Below are 20,188 nucleotides of genomic sequence, written 5' to 3'. Positions count from 1 at the left end.
ACTACCCCTCGGCAAGCCCCGACCATGAACAGAGAGCAGAAGCAGAAGCTCGAAGAGCTCGACCATAAGGTCAGTGAGCTCAGGGGGTATCTTTGACCTCTCTGCACGCCAGGAACGCCTGACGATCCTCGATCAGGAGATGGCCCAGCCGGGCTTCTGGGACAATCAGGAGCACGCCAAGGGGATCATCGACGAGTCCAACCGTTTGAAAGCGTGGGTCGAGCCCTGGCACGCGCTCGACGAGGGTGTGGCTGACCTAAAGACGATGGCTGAGTTGCTCGAAGAAGAGGCGGACCCGGATCTCGAGGCCGAGTTCGTGAAAGAGCTGGCAGCCCAGGTGGTCGCGGTCGAGTCATTGGAACTCCGAACGATGCTTCAGGGGGAGGATGATCACCGTGAGGCGATCATCACGATCAACCCCGGCGCCGGTGGCCTAGAATCCCAGGACTGGGCTGAGATGCTGATGCGCATGTACAGCCGCTGGGCCGAGCGCCGCGGTTTTTCCGTCGAGGTGATGGACCTCCAGCCCGCGGAGGAAGGTGGAATCAAGTCGGCGACGCTCGAGATCAACGGGGAAAGTGCATACGGGTTTCTGAAGGCTGAAGGGGGAGTCCATCGACTCGTGCGGATTTCGCCCTTCGACGCACAATCCAGGCGCCACACATCGTTCGCGAGCGTCTTCATCTACCCGCAGGTGGATGACGACATCGAGATCGAGATCGACGAAGGTGACCTCAGAGTTGATACCTATCGGGCATCAGGTGCGGGTGGGCAGCACGTCAACAAGACCGACTCGGCGGTGCGATTCACGCATGGCCCAACGGGTATTGTGGTTGCCTGTCAGCAGGAGCGTTCTCAGCACAAGAATCGCGCGACTGCAATGAAGATGCTCCGGGCCGCGCTCTATCAGCACGCGCTCCTGGAAAAAGAAAAAGAGCGAGCTGTCCTAGAAGCCACCAAGCAGGATATCGGGTGGGGGAGCCAAATCCGCTCTTACGTGTTCCAACCGTACACGATGGTGAACGACCATCGCACCGAGTTGAAGCTCACCGACGTCCAAAGAGTGATGGACGGTGATCTCGATCCATTCATCGAAGCCTATCTGAAAATGATCGGGGCTCCGTCGGAGGATTAGTCCTCTGACCGCCCAGGAAAAACATATGGAAGATCTAAGCCAGGTACTCCGCGTTCGCCGGGAGAAGCTCGACGCGTTGCGTGAGCAGAACATCGAGCCGTTCGCGTACAATTTTTCCCCATCCCATGCATCCGCTGCGCTCGTCACTGAGTTCGAGGCCGCTGAGGAAGCCGAGGCACTCACGGAGGATGGGGATGGACCTCGGGCGTCGATCGGGGGCCGAATCGTCGGATGGAGGGGGCATGGAAAGAGTGCCTTCGCCCACATCGAAGACGGACACGGACGTGTGCAGGTCTATTTCAAAAAGAACGTGATCGGCGACGAGCGCTTTGAAGAGCTGGATCTGATCGATCTTGGAGACTGGGTCGGAGTCGAAGGGCCTGCCTTCCGGACACGGACAGGTGAGGTCACGATCCGCGCTGAGTCCTACACCCTCCTGACCAAGTCGCTCAGGCCGCTGCCCTTCGGGAAGGTCGAAACGGATTCCGAGACGGGTGAGCGTACGGTGCACTCCGGCTTTGTGAACCAGGAGGCTAGATACCGTCAGCGCTACGCGGATCTCGCTGTACATCCGGACGTTCGTGAGGTGTTCAAGACGCGTTCACGGATCATCACAGCGCTACGCACGTTCTTGGATGGAGAGGGCTTTCTCGAGGTTGAGACACCGGTTCTCCAGCCGCTCTATGGTGGTGCGTCTGCTCGGCCTTTTGTTACGAAGCATCATGCTTTGGACCAAGAGATGTACCTCCGCATTGCGGACGAGCTGTACCTGAAGCGCCTGATCGTCGGCGGCTTGGACCGCGTCTACGAGATTTCGAAGGACTTCAGGAACGAGGGGCTCAGCAAGGTTCACAATCCTGAGTTCACCATGCTCGAATGGTACCAGGCGTTTTCGGACTATGAAGACCAGATGGACCTCGTGGAGCGAATGGTCTTGCACGTTTTGGACACAGTGATCGGCAGTCGGACCGTCCAGCACGGTGAGCACGAGATCCACTTCGCCCCCCCGTTCAAGCGTCTCGGTTTGGTGTCGGGGTTGTCCGACGCGTTGGGGATGGATGTTCACGAAATGAGTGATGCAGACCTGCGGGCCAAGGCCGAAGAGCTGAAGGTCCCTGATCTCGACGGTGCAGGGCGAGGGAAGCTCATCGACAAGCTGTTCGGAGAACTCGTGGAGCCCGGTCTCATTCAGCCGACCTTCGTGATCGATCACCCGAAGGAGCTGAGCCCGTTGGCAAAGCCTCACCGGAACGATCCGCGTCTTACGGAGCGGTTCGAGATGTACATGGCGGGCGCCGAGATCTTCAATGCGTTTTCCGAGTTGAACGACCCTGTCGATCAACGGGAACGCTTCGAGGCACAGGCGTCGCTTAGGGAGGCCGGTGACGATGAGGCCCAGCAGATCGACGACGACTACATCCGCGCCCTGGAGTACGGGATGCCGCCAACCGGAGGCGTGGGGATGGGCGTGGACCGGCTGGTGATGATGTTGACCAACCAGGCGTCGATTCGCGATGTGATTCTCTTCCCGATCCTCCGGAACGAAGAGTGACGGGATCCCCGCGCTCGAAGGGACGCGGACAGTTGTATTGGTTCATCGCGCGTCACTACCTGGGAGCGGGACGTGGTCGTGGGCTCCTGTCGCTAATCACCTGGATCGCGTTGGGTGGAGTGACCGTCGGAGTGACGGCTCTGGTGATCGTGATCGCGGTCATGACCGGAATGCAGGAGGACCTGCAGGGGAAGATTCTCGAGTCGACAGCGCACGTCCGGATCCTTGAAGCGGGGACCAGTCTCCGCTTGAACAACTGGGAACAGGTCGTCGAGGACGTGCTCGAGGTGGAGGGTGTGGTTGGCGCGGCTCCTTGGGTCCTTTCCAGCGTGTCGGTCGTGCGTTCTGGTACCGAGTCGTTCTATCCGCAGTCCGCGAGTCTCTTCGGTGTCCAGCTCGACACCACCCAGACCCCGCCCACTGACATGGAGCGTCGCATTATGGAAGGTGCGGCGAGTCTCGAAAGCGTGGACTCCGACCTTCCTCCGCTTCTCATGGGGAGACTCCTGGCGGACCGAATGCAGCTCTTCGTCGGTGACACTGTGGTCGTGGCATCTTTCGAGAATCTGAGTGCCAACGTGATGGGCGGACTCGCGCCCACGCTGCGCCGTTTTCAGGTGACGGGCACGTTCGAGACCGGGATGTACGACTACGACCTGCAGAACGTCTACACGACTTTGGCCCACGCCCAAGAGCTCGTGGGAATCGACGATCCGTCTGTCGCCGGAGGAATCGGGGTTCGCACAGTCGACCCGTCCCGGGCGACTGAGATTGCCGGAGCGATTCAGGACCGACTCGGCTTCCCTTACTACGTGGAGTCTTGGGAGGTCACCAATCGTGCCCTCTTCAGCGCCCTAAAGCTTGAAAAGATCGCTATGGGGCTGATTCTTTTCCTGATCGTGCTCGTTGCCGCGTTCAACATCGTGAGCACGCTAGTGATGGTCGTGGCCGACCGTACCAGGGAAATCGGGATCTTGAAGGCTATGGGCATGACACGCGCCGGCATCCTCCGCGTCTTTGTATTGCAGGGTGCGTGGATCGGCGTGATGGGGACGGCGCTCGGCACAGTGCTCGGGGTGGCGCTTGCGCTCATCCTTGGTCGCTACGAACTGATCAAGATTCCACCCGATGTCTATTTCGTGGACCACTTGCCGGTTTCGCTGCAACTGGACGACGTCGGGAAGATCGTCGTGGCAAGTATCGTGGTCGCGTTCTTGGCGACGATCTACCCGGCGATCCAGGCGTCACGCCTCGAGCCGGTGGATGCGATCCGTCATGACTGACGTCACCAACCATGCCCCGTTGACGGCCGAGGGGGTCAGTAAGGCCTTTCGTGCCGGAGATGGCACGGATCTCCACATCCTGAAGGAGATCGACTTCACGCTCGCCTCCAGCGAAGCGGTAGCCATCGTGGGCGCGAGTGGAGCCGGGAAATCGACTCTGTTGCATCTGCTCGGAGCCTTGGATCGGCCTTCGGCCGGTGCGGTGCTGCTCGGTGGACGAGATGTGGCGAACCTCTCGGACGAAGACTTGGCGGACGTCCGTAACCGTCATGTCGGGTTCGTCTTTCAGTTCCATCACCTCCTCGGAGAATTCAGCGCGCTCGAGAACGTGATGATGCCGGCCCTGATCAGTGGTGTGGATATGTCGACCGCTCGAGATCGTGCGCGCGGACTGTTGATGGATGTAGGCGTCGATCACCGAGAGGGGCACAAGCCACGACAGCTTTCCGGGGGGGAGCAACAGCGCGTTGCAGTGGCGAGGGCGCTGGTGAACGAACCTCTTGTACTGTTGGCGGATGAGCCGTCCGGAAACTTGGACAGCGAGACCAGCGGGAGACTTCACGACCTGCTGTTCGATCTGAAGGAGAAGCGAGGCCTGTCTATGGTCATTGTGACGCACAACCAGGACCTCGCCGCTCGTGCGGACCGTGAGCTCGTTCTCGAATCGGGTGGGCTCCAACCCGCGACTCGGGTGTAGCCAGGTGCGAAACCGTAGCGGAACCCCATCGGCTGTCGTCTAGATGTCCAATCACATCTGCGAAAAATGTGGCTCGAACGAAGCGGTCATGCGGCTGACGCAGATCGTGAATAACGAAATGTCGACCTACCACCTCTGCGAGACTTGCGCAGCGGAGAAGGGCGTCGAGACCGCGCCGGAGGCGGCCAATTTCCCGTTGACGGATTTTCTCGCCCAGATGGGCGATGAGCGCGGCGAAAGCGACACCACTCCAAATCTCGAGTGTTCGTTCTGCGGTCTATCGTTCAAGGCCTTCCGCGAAACGGGTCGGCTCGGTTGCCCGCACTGCTACGAGACGTTCGAGAGCCACCTCCGCCGCCTGCTGCGACGCATTCACGGCGGGGTCAAGCATGTGGGGAAGGTCTATCTTCCGCCCGACCCGACGGCTTCTGAGATGGGAAAGAGGCTGGAGGGACTTCGGCGCAGGCTACACCGAGCGGTCGATTCCGAAGATTTTGAGCGGGCAGCCGAACTGAGAGACCAGATCCGGTCGTTGGAGCCGGTGTAACCATGAGCGACTTCTCGACAATTCCGGACTACGGATTGAGTTGGCTTGAGGCCAGTGGTGACCATGCGGACATCGTCCTGTCCACGCGCGTGCGTCTTGCCCGAAATCTCCAGGGCCATGCGTTCGGGCCGCGAGCTAGGATCAATGATCGTGAGGCTGTGCTCAAACGGTTCAAGTCGGCAGTAGAGGGCACCGAGGGCTTCGCCACCGGCTCCTTGCTTGAGATGCCGGACGTCGCCACCCGCACTCGGGAGATCCTCCTAGAGCGAAGATTGGTGACCCGTGATCTGCTCGGTGAAGTGGGGACGACGCCCGCTCTCGGCACTGCAGTGCATCTGTCGAGCCGAGATCCTGTAAGTGTGATGGTCAATGAGGAAGACCACCTCCGCGTGCAGAGCCTCCTGTCGGGGCTCCGCATCGAGGAGGCGTGGAGACTCGTCGATCGGCTGGACGAGGAGTTGGGCCGTGACTTGCCTTATGCATACCACAACGAGTTCGGATTTCTGACGAGCTGTCCCACCAACGTTGGATCCGGATTGCGGGCGAGTGTGTTCATGCACCTGCCCGGACTGGTCCTTACCAAAGAGATCGGGAAGGTCCTCCAGGGCCTCAGTCAGGTCGGATTGACGTTCAGAGGGCTCTACGGTGAGGGGTCCGAAGTCGTCGGAAACTTCTTTCAAGTGTCCAATCAAACGACACTAGGAAAGACAGAGGAAGACTTGGTCGATCATCTGGACAAGGTGGCACGACAGGTCATCCAGTATGAGCTACAGGCACGGCAGGTGCTACTTCGCGATGCGCGCGGAGTCACGGAGGACAAGATATGGCGAGCGTACGGTCTGCTCCGCTACGCGAGGTCGCTACCTTTCGAGGAGTTGATGAATCTCCTCTCGGGCGTGCGCCTGGGATTGAGCCTGAAACTACTCCCTGGACTCCGTGTATACACGCTGAACAAAATGATGATATTCACGCAGCCTGCTCACCTTGAGCAGGCCGCGGGTTACGACCTTTCCGCGCCGGAAAGCGACGCGCAGCGCGCGACGTACGTAAGGCGTATCCTTGCTACAGAAGGGGAGATCGAATCGGACGAAGATCAGTCCGACGAAACGACCCCTTCGACCGATCCTGACGGACGATGAACTACAACTTCACCGACCGCGTGCGAAAAGTTCTGGCGATGGCCCGCGAAGAGGCTATTCGCCTACAGCACGACTATGTCGGAACCGAGCACATTCTCCTGGGCCTCATCCGTGAGGGTGAGGGCGTTGCCGCGGCTGTTCTCACGAACCTGAACGTGGATCTGGATCAGATTCACGAGAGCGTGGACGCCTCCGTCCGAAAGGGAAAGGCGACCATCGCGCTCGGCGAACTGCCGTATACGTCGCGGGCTAAGAAGGTCCTCGAGTTCGCGATGGCGGAAGCTAGAGATTTCAATCACTCGTATGTGGGCACGGAGCACCTTCTGCTCGGCCTTCTGCGGGAAGAGAAGGGCATTGCGGCCCAGGTGCTCAACTCGCTTGGCGTCACTCTGGAAGAGGCACGGGGCGAGACCCTCAAGGTGCTCGGGTCCGACGTGTCACCGTCTGAGCCTGCTGGCATTGGCGGCGGGACTCCGGGAACGCCATCGGCCAAGCAAGGCGAGAAGAAGTCGAAGACGCCTGCTCTCGATCATTTCTGCCGCGACCTCACCGAGCTCGCCAAGCAGGGAAAACTCGATCCGACGATTGGTCGGACCGATGAGATCGAACGAGTCGTGGAGATCCTGTGCCGTAGGAAGAAGAACAACCCGGTCCTTATCGGAGAACCCGGTGTCGGTAAGACCGCGCTCGTAGAAGGATTGGCACAGCAGATTGCGCGCGGAGACATTACTGAGGCGCTGCGTGGGTATCGTGTGCTCGCCTTGGACATGGCGGCTGTCATCGCGGGTACGAAGTACCGCGGGCAGTTCGAGGAACGACTCAAAGCGGTCATGACCGAGATCCACCAGGCTAAAACTGTCATCCTGTTCATCGATGAGATGCACACGCTGGTGGGCGCTGGTGCGGCCGAGGGGGCGATTGACGCCTCGAATATGCTCAAGCCAGCTCTAGCGCGTGGGGAGCTGCAGTGCATTGGGGCATCGACGCTAAACGAGTACCGCAAATACATTGAAAAGGACGGCGCGCTCGAACGGCGCTTCCAGCCGGTGATTGTAGATCCGCCCGCCGTTGATGAAACCGTTGAGATCCTCAAGGGGCTCCGAGGCCATTACGAGGAACACCACCGGATCATCATCCCGGACGAGGCGCTCGAACAGGCTGCCAAGCTCGCCGACCGTTACATCACCGACCGTTTCCTTCCCGACAAAGCCATCGACGTCATCGACGAGGCTGGCGCGCGGGCACGCATTGCGAGCCAGGTGCCGCCTCTTGAAGTCGAAGAGCTCAAGGAACAGCTCGTTGAGATTGCGAAGCGGAAGGAAGACGCGATTGGCAATCAGGATTTCGAGCGAGCTGCTGAGTTGCGGGACGAAGAACGTGAGTTCAGCCAGGCGATCCGTGAGAAGCAGGACACGTGGGAAGAAGAGCGGAAGCAGCATCGTCCTGAGATCACCGAAGAAGAGATCGGGTTCATCGTTAGCCGGTGGACGGGCATTCCGGTCATGCGCATCCAGCAGACCGAGTCGGACCGACTCGTGCACATGGAAGAGGAGATCCACAAGCGGATCGTAGGCCAGGAGGACGCGATTGGCGCGATCAGTCGTGCGATCCGTCGCAGCCGAGCCGGACTCAAGGATCCAAAGCGTCCCATCGGGTCGTTCATCTTCTCCGGGCCGACCGGTGTCGGTAAGACCGAGCTGGCGCGTGCGTTGGCCGAGTTCCTTTTTGACGATCGTGATGCGCTCATCCGTGTGGATATGAGCGAGTACATGGAGAAATTCTCCGTGTCTCGCTTGATCGGTGCCCCTCCGGGATACGTGGGGTATGAAGATTCCGGTGCGCTGACGAAGGCTGTACGGCGTCGCCCGTACTCAGTCGTCCTCTTAGACGAGATCGAGAAGGCGCACCCGGATGTCTTCAACGTATTGTTGCAGGTTTTGGATGAAGGTCACCTGACGGACAACTACGGCAGGGTGATCGACTTTAAGAACACCGTGCTCATCATGACGTCCAACTTGGGCGCGCGGGATATTTCGAAAGGCGGCCTCGGCTTCCAGTCCGCGGACCCGAAGACCAGTTACGAGATCATGAAGGACAAGGTGCGGCAGGAGATCGAGCGTGCGTTCAACCCGGAGTTCTTGAACCGGGTAGACGACACGATCGTCTTCCACCCGCTGACCAAGACCGAGATTTCTGAGATCGTACACATCCTTCTTGCCGACGTGCGGACTCGCTTGGCTGAAGAGGATATTACGATTTCGCTGACCGACTCGGCGATCCAGTTCCTCGTCGATGAGGGGTACGACCAAAAGTTCGGCGCGCGGCCGCTTCGGAGAGCCATACAACGGTTCTTGGAGGATCCGCTATCTGAAATGATCCTGCAGCGCGAGTTCAGCAATGGAGATGAGATCGAAGTGGATGCGAACGAGAATGGCGACGGCTTGAACCTCCGAGCGGAATCGGCGACGAAGACGTGACACAACTTTTGAAGACAACTCCCCGGTTGGTTGGGAAGGCCCCCGCGTTCGCGGCGGCCTTCTTCACCGTCATGGCCCTCTGTGCTCCTACGACAGCAGAGGCGCAGACCGAACGGCAGCTGGTACGCGTGGATACCGTCCTCGTTGAGGGCAACAGCACGCGGGTTCAGTCGCAGTCGATCGTCGCGGTGTTCGCGATCCAGGTCGGGCAGGAGGTCAGCTACCGTGACGTCCAGCGAGGGATCAAGGCGCTCCTAAACACGGGCCTGTTCAAAGACATCGTTGTGCGTGCGCTCGGTACGGATCCGGTTCAGCTCGTTGTTACAGTGGAAGAGCTGCCGACGGTTCGCCGCGTGGATATCACGGGTCTTGAACACGGCACCTCCGCCAGAGAGGTTCGGGACACGACAGGACTTCGACCTGGGTTCCCTTACAACCCGCAAAGAATTCTCGACGCCAAGGCGTTCATTCGAGAGGAGCTTGCCGACGACGGGATTCCATTTGCCGAGATCACGGATCGCTTGGTAGAAATCGACAGCGACCGGAATGAGATCGATGTCGTCATCGACGTGGTCGAGGGACAGCGCGTGACGATCGCTGAGATGGACTTCACTGGGAACGAGGTTTTCACCGACGAAGAGCTCCGTGGAGCAATGTCCGTGAAGCCAGAGGGTTTCTGGTGGTTCCGGTCCGGGAGCTTCGACGAAGCTGAGTTTGATCTAGATCTCGAGCTGAGTCTGCCGACCTTCTATGCGGCCAGAGGATATCTCGATTTCGAGGTCGTTACGGATACGATCGTGGTTGACCCGATGACGGGTAAATCCCGGGTGGTTATCGAGGTCGACGAGGGTGAGCAATACCGACTCGGTACGTTCGCGGTGAATGGCGCCAGTCGTTTTACCACAGAAGAGCTGGAAGCGTTCTTCGCCGAGGAAGAAGGCGGCATTCTCCGTAGCCTCGGGTTTGGCGGCAGTGGTGACGTGAGGAGCGCCGAGGGACAGGTCTTCAATTCCGAATCGTTTGAGGAGGCGATCCTTACCGTCGAAGAGCTGTATCGGAACGAAGGATATCTTTACGCCCGAATCAATCCGGTCACCCAAAAGGTGCCCGGATCGGACGGTGCCGCCCCGACCGTCAACGTCGCTTGGGAGATCTCAGAAGGTTCGCCTGCGCTCGTGAATCGGGTGTCGATTGGCGGGAACGAATACACGTATGAATGGGTGATTCGGAACCAGATTTTCGTCTTGCCTGGTGATGTGTACAGCCAAGATCGAGTCCTGCGCAGCTATCAGAATATCTCCGGCCTGGGCTTCTTCGAAGCTCCGATGCCGTTCCCGGACATCGAGCCTACGGAAAATGGCGACGTTGATATCACCTTCAATGTTGTCGAAAAGCAGACCGGCTCGATCAACTTCGGAACCTCCGTTGGTGGTGGAGTCGGACTGTCCGGCTTTGTCGGGTATCAGCAGCCGAACCTCTTCGGGCAGGCAAAGGCGGGTAGCCTCCGGTGGGATTTCGGGACCTACCTCAACAGCTTCGAGGCGAGCTACACGGATCCGGCGCTCTTCCAGAGTCTCGTTTCCGGATCGCTGTCTCTCTTCAACTCGCGTGACCGCTTCTTCCAATTCTCGTCAGGCCGTCGTCGCCGTGTTGGTGCTACTACGCGCTTCGGTTTCCCGTGGCCCGCCTCGAGGGTGACGCGGATGTTTGCCGGTTATGGCATCTCGCGGACCAAGTACGAGTTGTTCAACAACCAGGATGACACGTCTCTCTTTGGTCGTCCGCCGGGCGTGCAGAGCCAGGCGACGTTCGGAATCACCCGACAAACGCTGGATCACCCACTCTTTCCGACTGCGGGTTCGCGTCAGAACGTGAACATTGAGGCCAACGGGGGACTCTTGGGTGGTGACGGTCAGTTCACGAAGATCCTTGCCGATGCGACCTGGTGGGTGCCCATCGGATCTTCTAGCGGTGGAGAAGAGGGCGCAGCTCCTGGCGGCGGCCTTCGGACCGCGCTCGGCCTGACAATTAAGGGGGGGGCGCTGTTCGGTAATGCCGACGCTTTCCCGTTCGATCGATTCTGGATGGGTGGCGTGCAGTTCGGTCAGAACCTCCGTGGTTACGACGAGACGTCGATCACACCGCTGGGCTACTTCGCCGAGCGAGCCGGGGGCGTCACAGACATCGACCGACTCGGTGATGCGTTCTTTACGATTACGGCGGAATACGCGCTGCGGATGAGCGACCAGATCGGTATCTCATTGTTCTTCGATGCGGGTAATGTCTGGCGTGAGCCGGGCGAGTTCGACCCAACAATACTGTACAGAGGTGCGGGAATCGGGCTTTCGTTGGTAACACCCTTTGGACCCATTGGCCTCGATTATGCGTATGGATTTGATAAGACGACACCTGGATGGCAGCTCCACTTCAAAATGGGCCCAGGTTTCTAGACATTATTAAGCTACATAACGATCATTATGACGGAGTTCAGGATTATGCGACGCACCTCGCTCGCACCCCTCGCGCTGGCTTTTTTGTTTACGGCTGGGGCTGCGGAGGCGCAGACGCTCAAGATCGGGTACATCAACTCGGCCGAGATCGTAAACGAAGCCCCCGGAGCCTCTGAAGCGCAGGCCCAATTCGACGCCGAACTGCAGGCATCTCAGGACGAGATCACGCGGTTCGAGAATGAGTTGACCAATATGGAGCAGGCGCTCCAACAGCAGGCGCTTACGCTTTCACCGGAAGCCAAAGCCAATCGCGAGCAGCAGTTCCAGATGAAGGTTCAGGAGTACCAGGACCGAGTTCAGCAGCTGCAGACGTCCGCGAATTCGCGGCGTGCGCAACTCGTCCAGCCTATTATGGACGAGATCACGGCGGTCATCGAGACGATACGGGAAGAGGGCAACTATGCGTTGATCCTGGACGCCGCCGCGGGGTCGATCATCTCCGCGGACCCGAGCCTGGATCTGACACAAGAGGTGCTCCGTCGCTTGGTGGCCGCTGCGGCCGCTGCGCCCGGAGGCCTGAACTAGCGTCTACGCCCTTCACAGGATGTAGAATGGGGCCCACGGCGCGACGCAGCGACCGTGGGCCCCTTTTCTTTTGGAGCACATCGGCATGAATGCGAAAGAGAGTGACTTCACCGTGGAGGACGCCGCTCGTTTGGTCGGGGGATCGGTCAGTGGCGACGGCTCGATTCCGGTGGCTGGCGTTGGCCCGGTCGACGAGGTACAACCCGGTGGAATGGCCTTCTTGGCAGCAAAGCGTTACACCAAGTATGTGCCCGAGGGTCAGGCGACCTCGTACCTCGTCTCGCCCGCCTTGGAGCGATATGTCCCCGAAGGTGTGCCGTGTGTGGTGGTCGAAGATCCGCATCCGGCGCTTCGGACTCTGTTGGGCCGCTTTCACCCGTCCAGGGAGTGGCAGGCGGACATCCATCCTACGGCGATCATCGGAAATGGCACGCAACTGGGCGAAGGCGTCTCCGTAGGCCCGTATGCTGTGCTCGAAGATGATGTGCAGCTCGGTGACCGGAGTCGCGTCGGCGCTCATTGCGTGATTGGGCGAGAAACGCGGATCGGAGTGGACTGCCTGTTGTACCCGCAGGTGGTCGTGTATCACGAGAGCGTGATTGGCGACCGCGTGGTCGTTCACGCCGGGGCCCGAATTGGCTCGGATGGCTTCGGTTTTACATTCGTTGATGGCGCCCACTTGAAGATGCCGCAGGTGGGGAGGGCCGTGATCGAGAACGACGTGGAGATCGGGGCGAACACGACGATCGATCGCGGCTCGTTGGGCGACACGGTCATTGGGCGGGGCTCCAAGCTCGACAACCTCATCCATATGGCGCACAACGTGAAAGTCGGTGCCTTGTCTCTATTCGCCGCCCTGGTCGGTGTCGCGGGCTCTACCCGCATTGGCGAAGGCGTCTGGATGGGCGGCCAGGTCGGAGTGAGCAATCACTTAGAGATAGGGGACGGTGCGCGACTCGCGATTGCCACCAAACTCATGCGGGATGTGCCGGCTGGAGTGACAATGTCGGGTCATCCGTCGCGCCCTCATAGAGAGCAACTGCGACGGCAGGCGCATTTGGGACGGCTGTCGAAGTTGGTGGACCGGATCACGGCCGTGGAAGGGGCAGTGGAGCGGATAGAGTCAGAGCGGTAACTTATGACGCTTGAACGACCTGGGATCTCGACATCTTCAGGACCTCGATGAGGTATACATGAGTCCCCATCAGCGCACGATCGGAAAGAAAATCAAGCTCGACGGCCACGGCGTCCATTCGGGTGAAGCCGCAACTCTCACTTTGAAGCCGGCGCCCGCGGATCATGGGATTCGCTTTTGTCGTGTTGACCTTGATGACGCCCCGGAGATTCCAGCGGTCCTAGAGAATGTCGTTGACACCCAGCTCGGGACTTCTCTCGGGCTTGGCGAGGCCAAGGTGCTCACGGTCGAGCACCTGATGTCCGCGCTCAATGCCGGGGGCATCGACAATGTCCTCGTGGAGGTGGGTGGCCCTGAGATTCCGATTCGTGATGGGTCATTCAGAGACTACTTCGAGGCAATTCAGAGCGCCGGCACCGAGGACCAGGAGGCTGAAGCCCGGATTATCGAATTGAGCGGCCCCGTCCATTTCTCTGGAAAAGATGGACAGTCGTACATCGCGGCTCCCAGCTCTGCACTTACGATCTCTGCCACGATCGACTTTGAGCATGAGGCCATTGGGCGTCAGTACGCTTCGTTCTTGGTAGACGCCGAGACCTTTCGAACGGAGTTGGCACCGGCGCGCACCTTCGGGTTCGAAGCCGATGCGGAGGCGCTCAGGACAAAAGGATTCGCGTTGGGTGCTTCGTTGGACAATACGATCGTCCTCGATGGTTCGGGGGTCATGAATGACGGGCTTCGATTCGACGACGAGTTCGTTCGCCATAAGACTGGCGATCTCGTGGGCGACCTTGGGCTCCTGGGCGGGCGCCTCCAGGCGCATGTGGTGGCTGAACGTCCGAGTCATTCCGGGAATGTTGCTCTGGCTCGTGCCATCGAGACCCACGTGCGCCAGTCGAGTAGGGCGGCTCGTGTGGATATCACGAAAATCATGGAGCATTTGCCGCACCGGTATCCGATGCTGCTCGTGGATCGCATCACGGACTACCAGCCCGGCAAGCGGCTCGTTGGAATCAAGAACGTCACGATCAACGAACCCTTCTTCCAAGGTCATTACCCGGGACATCCGATCATGCCCGGTGTACTGATCATCGAGGCCATGGCTCAGTGTGGCGGCCTCCTCATCATGGATCAGGTCGAGAAGCCAGAAGACAAGGTCGTGTATTTCATGTCAGTGGACCGCGTGAAATGGCGACGCCCCGTGACACCTGGAGACACTCTGGTGTTCGAATTGGAGATGCTCCAGTTCCGCCGTGGTGTGTGCAAAATGAAAGGGAAGGGATTCGTAGATGGGGTACTCGTTGCAGAAGCCGAGTTGATGGCGAGTATCGTCGACAAGTGAGCGGCCTGACGATCGGGACTCGTGGTGAAACGCAGATTCACGAAACGGCGCTCGTCGATCCTGCGGCGCGATTAGGGGCCGGGGTCACTGTGGGGCCGTGGGCCATGATCGGTCCGCGTGTCGTAGTCGGCGATGGCACCCAGATCGGCCCTCGCGTGCTCGTTGAGCGAGATACGACTCTGGGTGAGGATTGCAACATCTCGAATGGCGCTGTTCTCGGGACGGACCCTCAGGACCTCAAGTTCCAGGGCGAAGAAACCACGCTTGAAATCGGCGCCCGGACCGTCATTCGTGAGTTCGCCACGCTGAATCGCGGGACCTCCGCGGCCGGCGTGACTGTGGTGGGCAGCGATTGCTTGCTCATGGCCTACACGCACGTAGCTCATGACTGCGAGGTGGGGAACCACGTCGTCCTCGCCAATTCGGTAAACATGGCTGGGCACGTTGTCATTGAGGACTGGGTCATCGTGGGTGGTCTCACGCCGATCCATCAGTTCGTCCGGATCGGGGCGCACGCCTTTGTGGGCGGCGGCTCTCGTGTGCCACAAGACGTGCCACCGTATTGCAGTGCAGCTGGCAACCCGTTGAAGCTCTATGGCTTGAACTCGGTTGGCCTCGACCGTCGCGGTTTCTCCGAAGACGTCCGCAAAGGGCTCAAGCAGACCTACCGTATCCTGTTCCAATCGAGCGAAAACGTCTCTCGAGCCTTGGAACGCGCCGAAAAGGAAGTGCCCGCCATTCCCGAAGTGCGGCACCTCCTCGAGTTTATCCGAGGGAGTGAGCGCGGCATCACGCTCTGACGAGAGGAATTATGTCACTGATCAAAATACGCCAGGCCCGAAAGAAGAATTGGATCGACGCACGGAAGGGTATGCCGCACTCCCGGCTCGTGACGCTGCTCGTGATCACCCTGCTAATGATCTGGTACCTGGGATCACGGTTCTGATCGCACCGGTGTCAGCCGGCTAACGTGAAACCAACCACCGTTCTTCTCCTCGCAGGGGAGGCGTCCGGCGACCGATACGGTGCCGATGTGGCCCGCGCCCTCAGTGCGCGTCTTCCCGGGGTCCGCTTGGTTGGGACGGGTGGACCACTCATGGCATCGGCCGGAGTCGAGTTGATTGCGGGGCTCGATGATCTCGCGGTAATGGGCTTCGCCGAAATCGTATCCCACCTGGACTTCTTTCGAGAACTCGAACGGAAGGTCACAGAGCTCATTTGGTCCGTAGATCTTGTGATTCCGATCGACTATCCGGGCTTCAACATGAGGATCGCCCGTTCAGCTCATGAAGCCGGGCGACCCGTTGTCTACTATGTCTCGCCGAAGTTTTGGGCTTGGCGTGCGGGCAGGGCCACACAGCTGGCCCGCACGACGGATCACGTCGCGGCAATCTTCCCCTTCGAGGTGGAGATGCTCGAGGCTGCCGGAGCGCGCGCGACGTTCGTGGGCAACCCGCTCCTCGATCGCCCAGACGACGTCGCGAGCGCACCGGACTTCCATGAAGCGTGGGGCCTGGATGCCCACCGACCGATTCTGGCGGTGCTTCCCGGCTCGAGACGCCAGGAACTGGCCCGGCATATGGACGCCTTTGTGCGCACTGCGAACATGGTCGTCGAAGCCCGTCCGGAGACCCAGGTGGTCGTGGGGAGGGCCAGTACCCTGCCCGCTGATGTGTATTCCGGACTGGATTTTGCGGTGGTGGAGGACACACGCAGCCTCTTGAGGCACGCCCGTGCAGGCCTCGTGAAGTCGGGCACTTCAACGCTTGAGGCCACTTTGGAGGGCACGCCCTTTATCGTCGCTTACAAGACGTCGGCGTTTTCCTGGGCGATCGTGAAGCGAGTTCTCCGCATTGAACATGTGTCCCTGACGAACCTCGTCGCCGGCGCGGAGGTGGTGCCCGAGTTCATACAAGACGCGATGGTTCCAGAACGCATGGCGGAGCACTTGATTCCACTGATGGACATCGAGTCGAGTGAACACCTCAAGCAGGTCGAAGGGCTGTCCAAGATCCGTGCCCGTCTGGGTGAGCCAGGCGCCTCCGCCCGGGTGGCAGATCTTGGCGTCGCCCTGCTGGAGGCGCGCGGGTGAACGATCTGAAATTCGGGGCAGCCGGAGTCTTGGGCGCGGGTCTGATGGGCGCGCTCTTCAGCACCACCCGAGTAAAGCGGGTGGGCGAGGAGTCATACCTGCATTTTCGGCGACGAGGCACCCCCGTGATCTTTGTGTTTTGGCACGGGCAACTGCTCCCGCTCATCCATTATCACAGGCGCGAGGACATTGTCGCCCTCGTGAGCGACCACACCGACGGAGAATACGTCTCTCGTGTTCTCCAGCGAAATGGGTTCGCGACCGTGCGAGGCTCGAGTACTCGCGGTGGACAGAGAGGCCTGAGAGGGCTCGTACGCGCCGCTCGAGCGGGAAAAGACCTGGCTCTGACTCCAGACGGACCGAAGGGCCCACAGGGCGTTTTCAAGGCGGGTGCATTGGCTGTGGCGCAGATGACAGGGCTCCCAGTGATCCCTCTGGCATTGGGGACTTCGTCCAGTTGGCGTTTCCGGAGTTGGGACGGGTTTCTGGTTCCGAGGCCGCTCTCGAAGATCCGGCTCGAGTACTTGCCGCCCCGTTTCGTTGGGCGTGGAGCGACGCGTGAGGATCTCGAGCGGATCGGCGGCGAAATCGGAGAGGACCTCAATGCCCTCACCGCTCGCTTGAATCCGAAAGTAACCGACCCGCCGCGCGAGTCTGCATCCGAGTCTGGCCCGGGCGAGAATCAGTGAGCGGGGCACTCGAGGCCATCGCCCGGCAGGTGTGGGACGGTGAACCGGGGTACCAGAGTGTTTCTGTGCTGCTTCGGCCAATCTCTTGGATCTATGGGGGGTCGGTGGGGGTTCGAAACCAGTTTCTGGACTGGGGCGGTGCCATACGGCCAGAAGGTGTCTCGGTAGTCTCGGTAGGCAATCTGGCAGTGGGAGGGACCGGAAAGACGCCTGTGGCCGGTTGGGTGGTCGAGCAGCTTCTGAGGCAGGGGCATCGGCCGGCCGTAGTTGCGCGTGGGTACGGTCGCGATGAGATCGCTCTCCATGCCTCGTGGCACCCAGGCACTCCAGTGATTGCCAATCCCGATCGGGTTGCCGGTGCATTGGAGGCGGCGGCTCAGGGTGCGGACGTTGTGGTCTTGGACGACGGCTTCCAGCACCGCCGGTTGGCCAGGGATGTCGATCTGGTGCTGCTGGCAGCCGAGGACCGGTTCCCGGGCCATCTGCTTCCATCTGGGCCCTATCGGGAGTCCGTGCGGGGGTTGTCACGGGCGGACGGAATAATCGTGACGCGCAAAGTAGCGTCTCGCGAGACCGCCCAGGGACTCATTGAGAAGGCACGACGATGGGCGCCCGATTCGGCTATTGCCCTAGTGCATCTCAGGCCCTCCGGGTGGACGACACTTTCCGGTGAGACGGCTGAGGCTCCAGACACGGCCGTGCTCGTCGCAGCCGGGATCGCGAGACCACAGGCGTTCTGGGATGTGGTTGCCTGGGAAAGTGGCCAGGAAGTCGAGTTGTTGGCCTTCGCGGACCATCACGAATACGATGCGGCCGACGTTGATCACATACAGAGGATCGCAGGGGGGCGAGTCATCGTCGTGACGGAGAAGGACTCCATGAAACTCAGGCCCTACTCCGACGGTCTCGGCGACGTCCGCGTGTTGCACCAGGAGGTCTATTTCGAGTCAGGACGAGAAGATATCGAGGTGCTCCTCACTCTCTCCGCCGGGCCCGTTCAGTGAAGGTCTTGATCGTCGCTGTTGGGGCCGTCAAAGGTGCCCTCGCACCAGTTGTGGCAGATTATGAACGTCGTGCCAGCCATCATTGGAAGCTTTCCGTTGAGGAGGTTCCGGCTGGCACTAAGAGTGGATCGAAGGACGCTCAAGCGGTCATGAGTGCTGAAGCGGAGCGCCTCCTCGCGCGCGTCCCAGCCGAGGTAGACGTTGTGGCGCTTACCCGGGACGGAAAATCGATGGACTCGAGGGAACTGGCCGGGTACCTAGATGAACATGCGGTGCGGTCGTCCCCGGGCGTGGCGTTCGTGATCGGCGGTGCATATGGTCTCGACCCGCGTGTGATCGCTCGGTCGCGTCGTCGATTGTCGCTTTCCAAGATGACTCTCCCGCACGAGGTCGCTCGACTCGTGCTTTCTGAACAACTATACCGCGCGGGGACGATCTTGCGCGGTGAGCCGTATCACAAAGGCTAAATACATGGAATGGATTGTCGGACGTCCTGGTGGCTCGGATGTCGTTCGCGGCTACATCGAGGGTGACGAGGCTGCCTGTTCGTTCTTCGGACGACACTTCGCGTCTTTGGATGATTTCAGGTCCAAGGCAGAGGAAGTCGATGGTCGTTTCGATCGAGAGGCGCGCGAGCGGGCTGTGGAGGCACTCATCGTGCCACCTGGCGCAGATGCCGCTCGACTGACGGCTTTTGTGGAGCAGGGGGGCTATATGGTCACAACTGGCCAGCAGCCCGGCCTCTTTGGTGGCCCCCTCTATTCCATCCACAAGGCGCTCACCGCGGTTCGCCTCGCAGAGACCCTCGAAAAAGCTCTGGGAAAGCCGGTGATTCCCGTCTTCTGGGTAGCCTCCGAGGATCACGACTGGGCGGAGGCCAACCACGCAGATGTGATCGGGACCGACAACGAGCTGCACCGAGTCGAATTGGCTGCACCGGACGATTCCGTGCACCCGGCGATTCACAGAATCCCCACGGGTGAGGCGATCACAGTAGAAGTAGATAAGTTTCTGCAACTTCTTCCACAGACAGACTTTAGTGCCGAATACTTCGAGTTGATTCGCGGGGCGTTCTCGCCAGATGCGACGCTCGCTGATGGTTTTCATAAGGTCGTTCAGGAGCTCCTTGGGCGTTTCGGGCTGTTCTTTACGGATGCAGCGAATCCGGCGCTCAAGAGGCATTCTGCGGACGCACTTTTGGTGGAGCTGGACCGTTCCGAGGAGATGGAGAACGTTCTCACGGAGACCGCCCAGGCACTGGAAGCCGGGGGATTCGCTCTTCAGGTTCCGATCCTTCCTGGGGGAGTGAACCTGTTCCTCGATGGCCCCGCAGGCCGGGAGCGGCTGTATCGCGAGGGGGAAGCCTTTCAGCAGCGGACCTCCAAGACCAACGTGACCAGGGAGGAGATTCGAGCTGCGCAGAGCGAAGACGCGACGGTCTTGAGCCCGAATGTGCTGTTCCGCCCGGTCGTTGAAAGTTCGGTCTTCCCGACGTTGTCTTATGTGGGCGGACCCGGCGAGATGGCGTATTTCGCACAACAAAAAGATTATTTCGCTGCGCACGGCATTGAAATGCCGGTGATCTTCCCACGTTTCTCGGCGGCTCCGGTCGAAACGAAAATCCGAAAAGTCCTCGACAAGTTCGACTTGCAGGTGTCAGATCTGCACCGCCCATTCCACGAGATCGCAGGTGATATCGCTCGGGATGAGGTGCCACCGGAAGCCCGGAAAGCCTTGGGTGGACTGCGGGGTGCGATCGGAAAGAGCGTTGGGGAGTTAACGCAAGCTGTGAAGCCCATTGATCCTACGCTGAAAGGGCCGGTGCAACACATTCGCAGTCAGTCGTTTGCTGCCATCGACGAGCTCGAGAAGAAGATCGTGCACGCGCTCAAGCGAGAAAATGAGATCGCTCTGGGGCAATTGGAGAAGGCGCAGGTCCATCTGTTCCCATTAGGGAAGCCTGCCGAACGGGTGCAAAACCCGTTTTACTTCCTGACGCGGTACGGTGGCGCGGTTCTTGATGAGCTCTACGACGCATTTCGTGTGAACCTCTCCTGATCG

General features: G+C 60.0%; 18 protein-coding genes. All 18 read left to right on the top strand.

Features of this window, described 5'->3' with window-relative positions; translation table 11 throughout:
* The first annotated feature begins 73 nt into the window (after positions 1–73).
* The 18 genes from prfB (at position 74) to bshC (ending at position 20,185) form a co-directional block, all read left to right on the top strand.
* On the top strand, positions 74–1,135 hold the full coding sequence (gene prfB, locus P8L30_02445; GenBank protein ID MDG2239043.1) for a peptide chain release factor 2: 1,062 nt from the start codon (positions 74–76) through the stop codon (positions 1,133–1,135).
* 25 nt (positions 1,136–1,160) lie between these two features.
* Complete coding sequence (gene lysS / locus P8L30_02440; protein MDG2239042.1) at positions 1,161–2,687, top strand: lysine--tRNA ligase; 1,527 nt, start codon at positions 1,161–1,163, stop codon at positions 2,685–2,687.
* On the top strand, positions 2,684–3,970 hold the full coding sequence (locus tag P8L30_02435) for an ABC transporter permease (GenBank protein ID MDG2239041.1): 1,287 nt from the start codon (positions 2,684–2,686) through the stop codon (positions 3,968–3,970). The genes lysS and P8L30_02435 overlap by 4 nt, the downstream gene beginning before the upstream one ends.
* Complete coding sequence (locus P8L30_02430) at positions 3,963–4,667, top strand: ABC transporter ATP-binding protein (protein MDG2239040.1); 705 nt, start codon at positions 3,963–3,965, stop codon at positions 4,665–4,667. Before P8L30_02435 ends, P8L30_02430 begins: the two co-directional genes overlap by 8 nt.
* 43 nt (positions 4,668–4,710) lie before the next feature.
* Positions 4,711–5,214 (top strand): UvrB/UvrC motif-containing protein, encoded by a 504-nt coding sequence (locus tag P8L30_02425; GenBank protein ID MDG2239039.1) that lies wholly within the window; start codon positions 4,711–4,713, stop codon positions 5,212–5,214.
* A 2-nt stretch (positions 5,215–5,216) separates the two neighbouring features.
* On the top strand, positions 5,217–6,353 hold the full coding sequence (locus P8L30_02420) for a protein arginine kinase (GenBank protein MDG2239038.1): 1,137 nt from the start codon (positions 5,217–5,219) through the stop codon (positions 6,351–6,353).
* A complete protein-coding gene (locus tag P8L30_02415) occupies positions 6,350–8,830 on the top strand; it encodes an ATP-dependent Clp protease ATP-binding subunit (GenBank protein ID MDG2239037.1) in 2,481 nt (826 codons plus the stop codon). The genes P8L30_02420 and P8L30_02415 overlap by 4 nt, the downstream gene beginning before the upstream one ends.
* Before the next feature lie 8 nt (positions 8,831–8,838).
* A complete protein-coding gene (bamA, locus tag P8L30_02410) occupies positions 8,839–11,280 on the top strand; it encodes an outer membrane protein assembly factor BamA (protein MDG2239036.1) in 2,442 nt (813 codons plus the stop codon).
* A gap of 45 nt (positions 11,281–11,325) precedes the next feature.
* Positions 11,326–11,865, top strand: a complete 540-nt coding sequence (locus P8L30_02405; GenBank protein MDG2239035.1) for an OmpH family outer membrane protein — start codon at positions 11,326–11,328, stop codon at positions 11,863–11,865.
* A gap of 85 nt (positions 11,866–11,950) precedes the next feature.
* Positions 11,951–13,000 (top strand): UDP-3-O-(3-hydroxymyristoyl)glucosamine N-acyltransferase, encoded by a 1,050-nt coding sequence (lpxD, locus tag P8L30_02400; GenBank protein ID MDG2239034.1) that lies wholly within the window; start codon positions 11,951–11,953, stop codon positions 12,998–13,000.
* A gap of 58 nt (positions 13,001–13,058) precedes the next feature.
* Positions 13,059–14,342: a bifunctional UDP-3-O-[3-hydroxymyristoyl] N-acetylglucosamine deacetylase/3-hydroxyacyl-ACP dehydratase gene (locus P8L30_02395; GenBank protein MDG2239033.1), complete on the top strand. Its 1,284-nt coding sequence runs from the start codon at positions 13,059–13,061 to the stop codon at positions 14,340–14,342.
* Entirely contained in the window at positions 14,339–15,142 is an 804-nt protein-coding gene (gene lpxA / locus P8L30_02390) for an acyl-ACP--UDP-N-acetylglucosamine O-acyltransferase (GenBank protein ID MDG2239032.1), read from the top strand. The genes P8L30_02395 and lpxA overlap by 4 nt, the downstream gene beginning before the upstream one ends.
* Positions 15,143–15,153: 11 nt before the next feature.
* Positions 15,154–15,288 (top strand): hypothetical protein, encoded by a 135-nt coding sequence (locus P8L30_02385; protein MDG2239031.1) that lies wholly within the window; start codon positions 15,154–15,156, stop codon positions 15,286–15,288.
* 24 nt (positions 15,289–15,312) lie between these two features.
* Positions 15,313–16,434 (top strand): lipid-A-disaccharide synthase, encoded by a 1,122-nt coding sequence (gene lpxB / locus P8L30_02380; GenBank protein ID MDG2239030.1) that lies wholly within the window; start codon positions 15,313–15,315, stop codon positions 16,432–16,434.
* Positions 16,431–17,123: a lysophospholipid acyltransferase family protein gene (locus P8L30_02375; GenBank protein MDG2239029.1), complete on the top strand. Its 693-nt coding sequence runs from the start codon at positions 16,431–16,433 to the stop codon at positions 17,121–17,123. Before lpxB ends, P8L30_02375 begins: the two co-directional genes overlap by 4 nt.
* Entirely contained in the window at positions 17,120–18,127 is a 1,008-nt protein-coding gene (gene lpxK, locus P8L30_02370) for a tetraacyldisaccharide 4'-kinase (GenBank protein ID MDG2239028.1), read from the top strand. Before P8L30_02375 ends, lpxK begins: the two co-directional genes overlap by 4 nt.
* Entirely contained in the window at positions 18,124–18,594 is a 471-nt protein-coding gene (locus P8L30_02365) for a 23S rRNA (pseudouridine(1915)-N(3))-methyltransferase RlmH (GenBank protein MDG2239027.1), read from the top strand. The genes lpxK and P8L30_02365 overlap by 4 nt, the downstream gene beginning before the upstream one ends.
* A complete protein-coding gene (gene bshC, locus P8L30_02360) occupies positions 18,572–20,185 on the top strand; it encodes a bacillithiol biosynthesis cysteine-adding enzyme BshC (GenBank protein MDG2239026.1) in 1,614 nt (537 codons plus the stop codon). Before P8L30_02365 ends, bshC begins: the two co-directional genes overlap by 23 nt.
* Positions 20,186–20,188: the final 3 nt, after the last annotated feature.

This window comes from Longimicrobiales bacterium, from assembly GCA_029245345.1.
Lineage (GTDB): Bacteria > Gemmatimonadota > Gemmatimonadetes > Longimicrobiales > Gaopeijiaceae > CALFPJ01.
Note: the sequence above shows the minus strand (reverse complement) of the source record. Positions and strands in the feature narration are given on the sequence as shown.

Excerpts from the sequence above, each read along its gene's own strand:
- P8L30_02395 (MDG2239033.1), top strand. The coding sequence starts at position 13,059 with ATGAGTCCCCATCAGCGCACGATCGGAAAGAAAATCAAGCTCGACGGC.
- P8L30_02415 (MDG2239037.1), top strand. The coding sequence starts at position 6,350 with ATGAACTACAACTTCACCGACCGCGTGCGAAAAGTTCTGGCGATGGCC.
- P8L30_02385 (MDG2239031.1), top strand. The coding sequence starts at position 15,154 with ATGTCACTGATCAAAATACGCCAGGCCCGAAAGAAGAATTGGATCGAC.
- P8L30_02425 (MDG2239039.1), top strand. The coding sequence starts at position 4,711 with ATGTCCAATCACATCTGCGAAAAATGTGGCTCGAACGAAGCGGTCATG.
- P8L30_02405 (MDG2239035.1), top strand. The coding sequence starts at position 11,326 with ATGCGACGCACCTCGCTCGCACCCCTCGCGCTGGCTTTTTTGTTTACG.
- lpxD (MDG2239034.1), top strand. The coding sequence starts at position 11,951 with ATGAATGCGAAAGAGAGTGACTTCACCGTGGAGGACGCCGCTCGTTTG.
- P8L30_02430 (MDG2239040.1), top strand. The coding sequence starts at position 3,963 with ATGACTGACGTCACCAACCATGCCCCGTTGACGGCCGAGGGGGTCAGT.
- lysS (MDG2239042.1), top strand. The coding sequence starts at position 1,161 with ATGGAAGATCTAAGCCAGGTACTCCGCGTTCGCCGGGAGAAGCTCGAC.
- P8L30_02420 (MDG2239038.1), top strand. The coding sequence starts at position 5,217 with ATGAGCGACTTCTCGACAATTCCGGACTACGGATTGAGTTGGCTTGAG.